The following is a 12,917-nucleotide window of genomic DNA, read 5'->3' on the forward strand; positions in this document are numbered from 1 at the left end:
TTTTTATATTAATTTCCAGTTTTTATTCGCATTACTTAATCTGTTTTTTGGTATTATTCCTAATGCTTTAATTTTCTGTATTTCATCTTGAAAAAGTTCAAACTTATTTATTGAATTAATTATTTCACTCCCTTTAGCTGTTATTTTAATCTCAAGAGTTTGGCTCACTATAATTTTTTCGATATACTCATTGATAAAGCCTAAAGCTAATACTTCATCAATCCCATGTTCAAAAGTCCATGGAACTAAACTGTTTCTTTGTTGATTTGCTAAATCCAATAACACTTGGTAGTTACTGTCATTACGTAGACTCCAAAAAACAACATGAATTAGCTCTAAACTAGCTTTTTTTGCATATCCACAATGTTTAATAATTGCTAACAACAAAACAACTTTATAATATCCATTATACCGTATAGATACCGATGTCGGTTTCTGATCTAAAAGGATATTAATCATTTTTAACAAAATTTAAAGTGCATATACCTAACCACTCTATAACCTGAAACTCAGATAAATCTAAGTTTGTAAAGCTTGGAAGAGCCTCGAGTTGACTTTTTAATTGATTTTGAAGTTCCATCTTTAAATCTATAGCTTCGTTACTTTCAGTCACACTTCTTGAATAATCATCTTCAACTTGATCAACAAATCTCTTTACAATATTTTTGAAATTTGAATAAAGTATCGGATAATCATTTTCAATAGTTCTAATATTATCTTTCATTGCCAAAAACTTTCTTATTTGTTTGACAGTTATAGAATTCGCTTTGGCTATTTCTGGGTATAACACATTATTTTTGCGATAGAGTTTTTCAAAAAAATCACTGTTCTCTTTTTTAAAGGCTTCTATCTCTCTGTCAGTTCGCTCTTTTTCTAGATTTTCGTTCCATTGTTTTAGATTTTCAAAATCTGATAAGTCCACATATTCTGATATATACTCCTCAATATGTTTTATCGAAGAACAATCAATATCATCATTCCAAGCTTTATCGGTAATAACCGAATTAAGTATACCAATAAGGAAAGGTGAATTATGTCTGTAAATAAACACTCCGCTACCAGAGAGCCCTTTAGCTAAATAATGTCCATCTTCTCCTCCTTGATCAAATGTTTCTCCAACCAAAGTGATTTTAAAACAACCTATATCGTCACTTACAGACAAAACTTTACCAGTAAAAGGGCGATATTGATTAATACTAATGCCTTGATAACCGCAAAATTTTATCTCGTTTTCTGATAACACTCCTCGGCCTAATTTGTATTGATAGAGTAATCTTTCTTCATCATCAAAATCGATTTCTATAAGTGCAAAATCATGATCTGTATTAAATTCCTTAATTTCAACACAGGTTATTGCTCTAAATTCTGATGTGTAATCATTTTGTTTTTCGATAACTATGTCACTTACATTAGGCATATTTTTTCCCAAGCAATGTGCTGCCGTTAAAACATAAAATGATTCTTTACCTGGCAATAATACTCCACTGCCTGTATTTCCATTGCTTTTTATTCGAACGCAATATTTTTCCGCTAGATTATATGTCATTTTTCCTAAACCAATTTTTACTTATTGCATTCCAATTCCCTTTGTCAAAATCTGTATCATTTATAAAATCACCTATTCTTTTTTTTAAATCATTAATTTTATGATTGAAATAAATATTTAATAATTTATCTTTTCTTTGAGAATTATAAACTATTCGAGCAACGGTTTCTCTTGAAGGATGTTTATGGTCAGCTGTTCCACCGTTCGTAGATATTATAAAGTTATTAGACTGTATCAAACTAAGTTGTTCCTGTGAAGTATTATTCAAACTTCCGTGGTGTGAAACTTTTACATAGTCAACTTCTAATGGTTTAGTTTCGCTAAAGTAATTTAGTCTTAAACTCTGAGTTATAATTTCCGGTCTTGAATCAGCTAATAACAGAATAGAAACGTCTAAGCATTTCAGAATAAAAGAGATTGAAGAAGAATTAAAGATATCGTTGTTTATACTTTTATCTGGGGAGAATGCTTTTTTACTTAAATCTTCTAATGAATTAGAATAAATTTCTTCTTGAGAACTGATATTTACATTGTTATTATTAGTTTTTGGCAAATTAGATAATTGCCATTGTCTATATAATTCCTCTTTAATTTGTGGAGTTGGAGATAATATAACAAACTCAATACCTCCTATGATAATTGACTTATCAATCGTAGTTATTTCAAGAAGCTTTACATCTGGACTCTTTAAAAGAATTAATTCTTTTAAAGAGTCGCCTTGTTTTGTACTTATTAGTTCGTCATTATTAATTTCTACAATTTCTGGATGATTCATCCAAATTTCATCAATCGTAATTTCATCTACAAGGCTGCTTTTGAATAAGCTAATTAAACCAGCTATATGATCTGAGTCGATGTGGGTAAGCACAAGTAGATTTATATGATTAATATCCTTCAACTCTGCCTTAAGAGTATACCTAAAAGTTTGAGCAGTACCTCCATCAATAAGAATAATAAATTCATCATTATTGATATCATATGTTTTAATGAGAATACAATCTCCATGAAATGCCGGTAATATGGCAAATTCTGTACTATTTCTTTTCATTCAGGTTAACGGATCTTTTTGTTAGTTAAAATTATAAAAAAGCTAATATAAGTATTTCCTGCTTAAAACGTCACTTACTGCCAAATAATTCCTCTGACAACCAGTTCACTATAACGTCTCTATTTCCATAAGACATTTGTTCTGTAATCCCGTAAAGTGCGGGAAAAACAATAACAATTAATGTATTTTAATCATGGAAAAACAAAGAAAAAAAGTTTTGCTGTCAGCAATGGTAATGCTGACAGGTTTGGGTGCGATGGCACAGGGAGACGGTTCAGCTGGTATCACTGAAGCCACTCAAATGGTTACGTCCTATTTCGATCCTGCCACACAACTCATCTATGCTATTGGAGCCGTGGTAGGTCTCATTGGAGGGGTTAAAGTGTACGGCAAGTTCAGCAGCGGAGATCCCGACACAAGCAAGACGGCGGCAAGCTGGTTCGGTGCGTGTATCTTCTTGATTGTTGCAGCTACCATATTGCGTTCATTCTTTCTTTAATCCCTTGCCTTATGAATTACAACATCAACAAAGGAATCGGAAGAACAGTAGAATTTAAGGGCCTGAAAGCACAATACCTGTTCATATTCGCAGGCGGACTACTGGGAACGCTTATTCTGGTCATGATACTTTACATGGTCGGGGTCAATTCCTACATCTGCCTGTTTCTTGGAACTGGTGGTGCTTCGCTGATAGTATGGCAGACCTTTTCACTGAACAAAAAGTATGGAGAACATGGGCTGATGAAAATCGGTGCAAGAAAAAGGCATCCTCGTTACATCATCTGTCGCAAGCCTGTACATCGCTATTTAAAGTTCACCCCTAAATCGAATGCCGTATGAGGAATGTAGCCAAGACCACAACGTTGGAAAATAAGTTTCCCTTACTAGCGGTGGATAACAACTGTATCCTGTCAAAGGATGCAGACATTACTGCCTGTTTTGAAGTGCGTTTGCCGGAACTGTTTACGGTAGCTTCTGCGGAATATGAAGCCATTCATTCTGCTTGGCACAAAGCCATCAAGACGTTGCCCGATTATACCGTTATCCATAAACAGGACTGGTATATTAAGGAAAATTATGCACCCGATATTGCGGATGATGGTTTGAGCTTTTTGGGCAAATCCTACCAACAGCATTTTAACGAACGTCCTTTTCTTAACCATTATTGCTACCTGTTCCTGACCAAAACCACTAAGGAAAGAATGCGTACACAGAGTAATTTTTCATCGCTTTGTAAAGGTGCTCTCATACCAAAAGAAATCAGGGATAAGGAAGCGATCCATCGTTTTATGGAAGCGGTTGCACAGTTTGAACGTATTGCAAATGACAGCGGATTTATCGGGTTACGACGCTTAACGGAAGAAGACATCATTGGTACGGATGAAAAACAAGGATTATTGGAACAATATCTGACGCTGTCAAGGGAAGCCGGAACACCAATGCAGGACATAGCAATCGGAGCTGAAGAAGTGCGCGTTGGTAACAAAAGATTGTGCCTGCACACTTTATCCGATACTGACGATCTGCCTTCAACTGTATCAGCAGATACGCGTTATGAAAAACTATCTACCGACCGGAGTGACTGCCGTTTGTCGTTCGCTGCTCCAGTGGGGTTGCTGCTAAACTGCAATCATATCTACAACCAATACCTGTTTTTGGATAACAGTGAAGACAACCTGCAAAAGTTTGAGAAGTCAGCAAGGAATATGCACTCACTGGCTCGTTACAGCCGTGCCAACCAAATCAATAAAGAATGGATAGAGCGGTACCTGAACGAAGCACACAGTTTTGGACTGTCGTCAATAAGGGCACACTTTAACGTTATGGCTTGGTCGGATGACCCTAGCGAATTCAAACAGCTAAAGAATGATAGCGGTAGTGCTTTGGCACTGATGGAATGCAAACCCCGCCATAATACCACCGATGTGGCTACGCTCTACTGGGCAGGAATGCCTGGAAATGCTGGAGATTTCCCAAGTGAAGAAAGCTTCTATACGTTCATTGAACCCGCATTGTGCTTCTTTACTGAGGAAACCAATTATCATAATTCGCCATCACCATTTGGTATCAAGATGGCAGACCGTCTGACTGGAAAACCTATCCATCTTGACATTTCCGACCTGCCGATGAAGCGAGGTATTATCACGAACCGAAACAAGTTTATATTGGGTCCTTCGGGAAGCGGTAAATCTTTCTTTACCAACCACATGGTTAGGCAATACTACGAGCAAGGCGCACACGTTCTGCTGGTAGATACGGGTAACTCGTATCAGGGATTATGTGAACTTATCAAAGGAAAAACCAAAGGCGAAGACGGGGTTTACTTCACTTACACAGAAGACAATCCCATTGCCTTCAATCCATTCTATACCGATGATGGAGTGTTTGACATAGAGAAAAGAGAAAGTGTCAAAACCCTGATACTTACACTTTGGAAACGTGACGATGAACCACCGACACGTTCCGAAGAAGTGGCATTATCCAATGCGGTAAGTGGCTATATCGAGCGTATCAAACAGGATGATGTATATGCTTCTTTCAATGGTTTTTATGAATATGTTCAGGGTGATTACCGTAAGGTATTGGGAGAAAAGCAGGTTCGGGAAAAAGACTTTGACATCGCTAATTTTTTGAACGTACTGGAACCTTACTACAAAGGAGGTGAATACGATTATCTGCTCAATTCCGATAAACAGCTAGACCTGCTTTCCAAACGCTTCATTGTGTTTGAAATTGATGCAATCAAAGACCATAAAATCCTATTCCCAATAGTGACCATCATCATCATGGAGGTGTTCATTAACAAGATGAGAAGATTGAAAGGTATCCGCAAGCTTATCCTGATAGAAGAGGCTTGGAAAGCCATTGCCAAAGAGGGAATGGCAGAATATATAAAGTATCTCTTCAAAACGGTGAGGAAGTTTTTCGGCGAGGCTATCGTAGTAACACAGGAAGTCGATGACATCATTCAATCGCCCATTGTCAAGGAAAGTATCATCAACAATTCCGATTGTAAAATCCTGCTCGACCAGCGCAAGTACATGAACAAGTTTGATGACATACAGGCAATGCTTGGCTTGACTGAAAAAGAAAAGGCACAGGTACTTTCCATCAATATGAATAATGACCCGTCACGGCTCTACAAGGAAGTTTGGATTGGTTTGGGGGGAACCCATTCTGCGGTATATGCCACAGAGGTTTCGGTTGAAGAGTATCTTGCCTATACCACCGAGGAAACGGAGAAGATGGAAGTAATGAAGCTTGCCGGTGAACTTGGTGGAAATGTAGAACAGGCTATCAAGCGGATAGCCCTGCAAAGAAGAGAAAAGTAAATACAAATTATTAATCATTAAAAAATCGAATAACAATGAAAAAAATACTATTCATGGTGTGTGCAGCACTTATGTTTGCTGTAGCACCGTCCGCAAAAGCCCAATGGGTGGTTACAGACCCCACTAATCTGGCTCAGGGAATTGTTAACAGTGCCAATGAAATGGTACAGACTTCATCCACGGTATCCAATGTTATTAAAAATTTCAAGGAAGTCGAAAAGGTATATAAACAGGGCAAAGAATACTATGATAAGTTGCAAGCTGTAAACAATTTGGTGAAAGATGCCCGTAAGGTGCAGCAGACAGTACTATTGGTTGGCGATGTGTCGGAAATGTACGTTCAGAATTTTGGCAAAATGATGAACGATCCCAATTTTTCTCCCCAGGAATTAATAGCTATCGCCAATGGTTATGCAGAACTGCTCAACGAAAGTACCGAACTGCTGAAAGAACTCAAACAGATCGTAAGCTCTTCCAGTTTGTCATTGAATGACAAAGAACGTATGGATATTATTGACAGAGTGTACAAAGAAGTGAAGGAATACCACAGCCTTGTACGCTATTACACGAACAAAAATATCTCAGTAAGTTTTCTAAGGGCAAAAAAGCAGAACAATACTAAAAGAGTATTCGAACTCTACGGAACAGCTAACCAAAAATACTGGTAAGTTATGGAATTTAATAATCTTCACGAGGTTCTGCGCTCCTTGTACGATGAGATGATGCCACTGTCCGCAGATATGGCGGCAGTGGCTAAAGGAGTGGCTGGTCTGGGAGCTTTGTTCTATGTAGCTATTAAAGTATGGCAGGCACTAAGCCGTGCAGAGCCTATTGATATGTACCCTCTGCTCCGTCCTTTTGCATTGGGTCTTTGTATTATGTTTTTCCCGACCATGGTACTTGGAACCATCAATGCAGTGCTAAGCCCAGTGGTGCAGGGGACACATGCCATTCTCGAAAATCAGGTTCTTGACCTGAACGATTTGCAGGAAAAAAAAGATCTGCTGGAGCGTGAGGCAATGCTCCGCAACCCTGAAACCGCGTATCTGGCATCGAACGAAGAGTTCGATAAAAAACTGGAAGAACTGGGTTGGTCGCCATCTGATTTGGTCACGATGTCGGGCATGTATATGGAAAGAGGGATGCACAGCATTGAGCAGTCCGTAAAAAACTGGTTCAGGGAATTGCTGGAAATTCTATTTCAGGCAGCTGCTCTAGTAATTGACACCATACGTACTTTCTTTTTAATTGTGTTGTCCATTTTGGGTCCGATAGCTTTTGCTATATCGGTTTGGGATGGTTTTCAATCCACACTTTCGCAATGGCTTACTCGATACGTTAGTGTATATCTATGGCTACCCGTTGCCGACCTGTTCAGCTGCATGCTTGCCAAGATACAATCCCTGATTATAGAAAGGGATATCGAAATGCTTGCTGACCCGACTTTCATTCCCGATACGTCAAATACCGTGTATGTGATTTTTATGATCATTGGCATTGTGGGATATTTTACTATCCCAACCGTGACAGGCTGGATTATTCAGGCTGGTGGGGCAGGGAATTTTACTCGTAATGTAAACCAAACCGCAATGAAAGCCGGAAATATTGCTGGAGCCGGAGCTGGCTCGGCAGCAGGAAATATTGGCGGGCAATTACTCAAATAATGTAGAACGATTAATCAGTAAAAAATGGAATTTAAAACGCTAAGAAATATCGAAAACAGTTTTCGCCAAATCAGGTTGTACGCTCTTGTATTTGCCGTTCTCTGCATCAGTGTTGCAGGATATGCAGTATGGCAATCTTACCGCTTTGCAGAAGAACAGCGCCAGAAGATCTATGTACTGGACAATGGCAAATCACTAATGCTGGCACTTGCACAGGATGCGTCCATCAACCGACCGGTCGAAGCAAGGGAACATGTAAGACGTTTTCACGAACTGTTCTTTACGCTGGCTCCCGATAAAAATGCTATCGAAAGTAATATGAGCCGGGCGTTTAACCTTGCCGATAAAAGTGCTTTTGATTATTACAAAGACCTTTCGGAAAAGGGATATTACAACCGTATTATATCGGGCAACGTACAGCAACGTATCGAAGTAGATAGTGTGGTCTGCAATTTCGACACCTATCCCTATGCGGCACGTACCTATGCCAGACAGTTCATCATCCGTTCCAGTAATGTGACCAAACGTAATCTGGTTACTTCCTGTTTTCTTGTGAACTCTGTCCGTTCGGACAATAACCCGCAGGGCTTCAATATCGAAAAGTTTACTGTTGTGGAAAACAAAGATATAGAGGTCATTGAACGCTAAAAACGTAGGATATGAAAAAATTACGAACTGATATGGACAATTGGTTTGAGAAACTGGATGAACGTTGGCGAACACTGCCTTTAAGAAAACAGCACAAGTACACGCTTTACTTTTTTGCGGGGTATCTGTTGCTTAGCGCAGGGGTTATTTTCAAAGTATGGTATGATACCAGCAAGTCCAATAACGATATGGTCATTGAGCATATCGAAAATCCTGTTTTCAAAAAGAAATGAAGTCCTGCACTCTTGCAGGATACAGTATCAACAATTTTAAAAAATGACATTCATGAAAGAAAATGAGAATAAAAAAACGGTTGTTCGGGTAACGGAAGGTAACCCAGCAGCAACCGAAGATGTTTTGCAAGAAAGTACACAGAACAAAGCCCAAAAGCTTAAAAAACCACTTATATTCGGTTTGATGGGTGTTGTGTTCATCGGCTGTATGTACTTGATATTTAAACCGTCTTCCGAGAAAAAGGAAATCGATAAAATCGGACTGAACGAGGTTGTACCTCAGGCTACTGGCGCAGGAATGCCTGCCGATAAGGGTAAGGCATACGAGGAGGAAATGCTAGAACGTAAGAATCAGGAAAAGAGGAACGCTCTCACATCTCTTTCTGATTACTGGAATACCGACGAAAATGTAGAAGCGGAGGAGGAGCTACCTAAAGAAGAAGAAAGCTACAGCAGTGCCAACGGATCTGGAAAACAAAGTAATCCCGCTTTAAACAGTTACCGCAACGTGCAAAGCACATTAGGCTCTTTCTATAAGGACGATAATTCTGAGACGCAGGAACTCCGCAAGCAATTGGAAGAATTAAAGGAAAAACTGGCTGAGAAAGACGTTCCAGCCAAAGTAACGGTTGATGATCAATTAGCATTGATGGAGAAATCCTATCAGATGGCTGCAAAATATCTTCCTTCAGGTACAAATATGGGGGAAGTTGTACCTGCCAATGATGCTGTTTCTAAGTCGTCTTCATCTACACAAAAAGAGCAGTTCGTGGCATTCACTTCTGCAAGAAAGAACACCGTATCTGCCTTGTACCGTGAGCCTAACGATAGTGCCTTTTTAGCAGATTGGAGTCAAAACAAGAACAGCGGTTTTTATACTGCCAGTGCTTTAGAACAAGAGGTACAACCCAAAAACAGTATTAAAGCCTGTGTACAGGAAACGCAGACCATTATTGGTGAAACTGGAGTACGATTACGGTTACTGGAACCCGCCCAAACGCCTAATCGTAGCATTCCCAAAGGAACAATTTTAACGGCTAATGCCAAACTTGAGGGAGGACGTTTACAGCTCAAAGTTACTTCCATAGAACTGGACGGAAATATCCTCCCGGTTGATATTACGGTTTATGATCTGGACGGTCAGCAGGGTTTGTATGTGCCGTATTCGCCCGAAATGAATGCCCTTGGCGAAATGGCTGGCAATATGAGCCAGCAATCCGGGACGAGCCTGATGCTTACCCAATCGGCAGGACAACAGGTTGCCGCTGATTTGAGCCGTGGTGTAGTACAGGGCATTTCGGGCTATTTCTCCAAAAAAGTGAAGACACCGAAAGTTACCTTAAAGGCAGGGCATCAACTGTTCCTTGTTTCCAAAAAATAATGTTAAACATAAATAGAATTAAACAATGAAAAATTACTTAAAAACCTTTTGGGCATTTGCCATGATTATTGGCTTTGCAGTATCCTCTTTTGCACAGGACAGCGCAATAACTCCTCTTGCTTTGGGTAAGATAGAACCGTACCTTATGGAAGTTACTTATGACAAGACTTCGCATCTGATTTTCCCAACCGCTATCCGCTATGTGGATCTGGGCAGTGAATACCTGATTGCAGGAAAAGCAGAAGATGCGGAAAATGTACTTCGTGTAAAAGCATCGGTAAAAGAGTTTGGAACCGAAACCAATTTTTCGGTGATTACCGATGACGGTCGCTTTTACAGTTTCAATGTGCATTACAGCTCATCCCCGGAGGTGTTGAGTTATGACCTGCTGACGATGCAAAAGGCAGTGGATAAAGCGGATGGAAACGATGTGCTTTTTGAAGAATTGGGTAATAACTCACCATCACTGGCAGGCTTATTACTGGAAACAATTTACAAAAACGATAAGCGCATTGTAAAGCATATTGGGGCGAAAAGTTTCGGCATACAGTTTATTCTGAAAGGAATTTATATCCATAATGGTAAATACTATTTCCATACGGAACTCGCAAACCGTACCAATGTTCCTTTCCAGATTGATTTTATGAATTTCAAGGTAGTGGACAAAAAAATCGCAAAGCGTACTGTGGTACAGGAAAGACCCATGATACCACTACGTACTTACAAGCTACTCAGTGAGATTGGCGGAAAAACAACCCAACAAAATGTATTCCTGTTGGATCAGTTTACCATTGCCGATGACAAGGTGTTATTGATTGAGATTTTCGAGAAGAACGGGGGCAGACATCAGACATTTCAGGTAGAAAATTCCGATTTGATTAAGGCTAGTTTGATTAACGATATGCACCTTAAATTTTAGTAATCCATTAAACGTAATAACAGAAAAATGAAAAAGTATATTTATATAATGATGTTCTTCCTTGTAGGCATCACTATCTCACAGGCACAACGAATGCTGCCTAAACAGAAAGGACTGGAGGTAAACGCAGGAATCTTATCCGATGTCTATCCCGACAGGAACTACTACCTCAATATTGGAATGACCTTAAACGGTAAAAATGGTAATTATCAGCTTTGGGCATTGGAATATACGTACCAGTATGATGAGTATAAAAACCTCCGCTTACCACAGGAAACCTACACATCAGAAGGTGGTTATAGTTTCTTCATGTTGGGTGATACCCGTAAGAACATTACCCTGAATGCAGCAATAACTGGTGTACTGGGTTATGAAAGCATTAACCGTGGCGAAGCTTTGTTGTATGACGGGGCAAAAATACTGACTGAGGACAATTTCATTTACGGCGCAGGCGGACGGCTGTCTTTTGAAACATACCTGTCCGACCGTTTTGTGTTGATTCTTCAGGGTCGCACAAAAGTTTTGTGGGGTACGGACCTGGAACAGTTCCGACCTTCAGCCGGTCTGGGATTGAGGATTAACTTTTAAAATATAAAACAATGATAACATTTTTTAATAAATTCAGAATAGGATTACTGTCAATGTATGTATTGCTGGGAATCCTGATAAGTTCCGTTTCATCCTGTAGCAAAGACGAACTGGAAATACAAAATGATTTCCCTTTTGAGGTAAAGGTGATGCCCATACCCAAAGAAATTGCTAATGGCAATACCGTGGAGATTAGGCTGACGATACAGCCAACCGGCAATTATAACAACACGCAATACTATCTTCGCTACTTTCAGTTTGACGGACAAGGAACTTTGCAGTATAACGATACGTCACCTTATCTGCCCAACGATTTGTACCCGTTGCAGGCTAAGCAATTCAGATTGTATTATACTTCGAACTCCACCGTCTCCCAATCCTTTGATGTATGGATTTCGGATAATTTCGGGAACGAAAGGCAGTTGAGTTTTGAGTTTAACAGCAGTAATTAGCCGTCAGATATAGGTTTTTATGCTCTCACTATAAAGTTCGTATTTAATCACAACCCGAAGATCATCTTCGGGTTGTTTTATTTGCTATTACCCTATGGATCTCTATTAAGCTCATTGTATAACTGAATAAACATTATTATCTTGGTTCTAATTTGTGGCATCCAAAGACTATTTTTAATAATGAGATTTTAACAACATTCCTATGAAAGATGTAATAGCACTTACCAATAGATTTTATATCGAAATGTCCCGAAAAGTACTCTCTGAAAAGGAATATGATGTATTGCAAAAGCTCCTGATAGAAAAAATGACGCTTCAGGAAGTGGCCGCCATTTATGGGGTCACCGGTGAACGTGTTCGCCAAATTTACGCGAAAACGTATAAAAAAGTAAAGAGCGTAACCCAGTTACTTGCTGAAATTGATGACTATAAGCACAAATTGGAACAGTTAAAATACGACTTTAAATGCGAGACTCAACAAATTAAAAAAGGTGAGACTCAACAAATTAAAAAAAGAAAAAATAAAATCGAAACTGACCTGCAAAAAAAGCTTTATAAAAGCCATTTTCCTTTTAGTAAGAGAATGAATAGTATGATGGAGGTTTTAGATATTCACACCATAGGTCAGCTTTGCGAGATACCTTTGACAGATTTTCATCGTTTCAAGGGATTCCAAAAACAGTGCAAAAAAGAACTAATCGCATTTATAGAGTTTGAAAGCATTGAAAATCTTTTTGAAGGATTTTCTGTGTGGAAAACACAGCCAATTCAGTAATTTGGAATGACAGAAAATCCAGTTATAGTAAGGCGACGTTCTTTTGCTTCTCCTATGTTTGTATAATATAATCTAAGTGAGGAAAAGTGAGATAGATTTTGCTTTAAAGAGCTTAATAGTATTTTCAAGCGAAGAAACTGCCTCTTCTTCTTTTACCTCCTATGTTTGTATAATATAATCTAAGTGAGGAAGAGTGAGAGCAGATTTTGCTTTAAATAGCTTAATAGTATATTCAAGAAAAGAAACTGCCTCCTCTTCTTTTACCTTTTAGAATCTGAACAGAATGTAAGGAATTCACCCACAAACATTGGGTTGTATAGCCAGTATATCC

15 protein-coding genes are annotated in these 12,917 nt (G+C 38.9%); 12 read left to right on the plus strand and 3 right to left on the minus strand.

Annotation, left to right across the window (positions count from 1 at the left end):
- Positions 1-3 precede the first annotated feature (3 nt).
- From E0F91_RS16785 to E0F91_RS16795, 3 genes are read right to left on the minus strand one after another with little or no spacing between them, the layout of a single operon-like run.
- Positions 4-459, minus strand: a complete 456-nt coding sequence (locus E0F91_RS16785) for a hypothetical protein (protein ID WP_132067536.1) — start codon at positions 457-459, stop codon at positions 4-6.
- Complete coding sequence (locus tag E0F91_RS16790) at positions 452-1,546, minus strand: trypsin-like serine protease (protein ID WP_132067537.1); 1,095 nt, start codon at positions 1,544-1,546, stop codon at positions 452-454. The genes E0F91_RS16785 and E0F91_RS16790 overlap by 8 nt, the downstream gene beginning before the upstream one ends.
- Positions 1,536-2,594, minus strand: a complete 1,059-nt coding sequence (locus E0F91_RS16795; protein WP_132067538.1) for a ComEC/Rec2 family competence protein — start codon at positions 2,592-2,594, stop codon at positions 1,536-1,538. The genes E0F91_RS16790 and E0F91_RS16795 overlap by 11 nt, the downstream gene beginning before the upstream one ends.
- A 193-nt stretch (positions 2,595-2,787) precedes the next feature.
- On the opposite strand from E0F91_RS16795, the gene E0F91_RS16800 reads away from it, so the two are divergent.
- The 12 genes from E0F91_RS16800 (at position 2,788) to E0F91_RS16855 (ending at position 12,586) form a co-directional block, all read left to right on the plus strand.
- Positions 2,788-3,093, plus strand: coding sequence for a DUF4134 domain-containing protein (locus E0F91_RS16800; protein WP_131993822.1), 306 nt, complete (start codon positions 2,788-2,790; stop codon positions 3,091-3,093).
- Between the two features lie 11 nt (positions 3,094-3,104).
- Positions 3,105-3,434: a DUF4133 domain-containing protein gene (locus E0F91_RS16805; RefSeq protein ID WP_132067539.1), complete on the plus strand. Its 330-nt coding sequence runs from the start codon at positions 3,105-3,107 to the stop codon at positions 3,432-3,434.
- On the plus strand, positions 3,431-5,926 hold the full coding sequence (locus E0F91_RS16810) for a TraG family conjugative transposon ATPase (RefSeq protein ID WP_132067540.1): 2,496 nt from the start codon (positions 3,431-3,433) through the stop codon (positions 5,924-5,926). The genes E0F91_RS16805 and E0F91_RS16810 overlap by 4 nt, the downstream gene beginning before the upstream one ends.
- Positions 5,927-5,961: 35 nt before the next feature.
- Positions 5,962-6,594: a DUF4141 domain-containing protein gene (locus E0F91_RS16815; protein WP_132067541.1), complete on the plus strand. Its 633-nt coding sequence runs from the start codon at positions 5,962-5,964 to the stop codon at positions 6,592-6,594.
- A 3-nt stretch (positions 6,595-6,597) separates the two neighbouring features.
- A complete protein-coding gene (traJ, locus tag E0F91_RS16820; RefSeq protein ID WP_131910819.1) occupies positions 6,598-7,590 on the plus strand; it encodes a conjugative transposon protein TraJ in 993 nt (330 codons plus the stop codon).
- Positions 7,591-7,614: 24 nt separating this feature from the next.
- A complete protein-coding gene (gene traK / locus E0F91_RS16825) occupies positions 7,615-8,238 on the plus strand; it encodes a conjugative transposon protein TraK (RefSeq protein WP_131910820.1) in 624 nt (207 codons plus the stop codon).
- A gap of 11 nt (positions 8,239-8,249) precedes the next feature.
- Entirely contained in the window at positions 8,250-8,471 is a 222-nt protein-coding gene (locus E0F91_RS16830; RefSeq protein ID WP_442899841.1) for a nitrogen regulatory IIA protein, read from the plus strand.
- Between the two features lie 52 nt (positions 8,472-8,523).
- Positions 8,524-9,852: a conjugative transposon protein TraM gene (gene traM / locus E0F91_RS16835; protein ID WP_132067542.1), complete on the plus strand. Its 1,329-nt coding sequence runs from the start codon at positions 8,524-8,526 to the stop codon at positions 9,850-9,852.
- Positions 9,853-9,877: 25 nt separating this feature from the next.
- Positions 9,878-10,771, plus strand: coding sequence for a conjugative transposon protein TraN (gene traN, locus E0F91_RS16840; protein ID WP_132067543.1), 894 nt, complete (start codon positions 9,878-9,880; stop codon positions 10,769-10,771).
- Positions 10,772-10,798: 27 nt separating this feature from the next.
- Positions 10,799-11,359, plus strand: a complete 561-nt coding sequence (locus tag E0F91_RS16845; protein WP_132067544.1) for a conjugal transfer protein TraO — start codon at positions 10,799-10,801, stop codon at positions 11,357-11,359.
- 11 nt (positions 11,360-11,370) lie between these two features.
- A complete protein-coding gene (locus E0F91_RS16850) occupies positions 11,371-11,811 on the plus strand; it encodes a DUF3872 domain-containing protein (protein WP_086452609.1) in 441 nt (146 codons plus the stop codon).
- Between the two features lie 202 nt (positions 11,812-12,013).
- Positions 12,014-12,586 carry a sigma factor-like helix-turn-helix DNA-binding protein gene (locus E0F91_RS16855; protein ID WP_086452610.1) on the plus strand — a complete coding sequence of 191 codons (573 nt, stop codon included), beginning with the start codon at positions 12,014-12,016 and terminating at the stop codon, positions 12,584-12,586.
- Positions 12,587-12,917 lie beyond the last annotated feature (331 nt).

It is taken from the genome of Flavobacterium sandaracinum (assembly GCF_004349135.1).
GTDB classification, from domain to species: domain Bacteria; phylum Bacteroidota; class Bacteroidia; order Flavobacteriales; family Flavobacteriaceae; genus Flavobacterium; species Flavobacterium sandaracinum.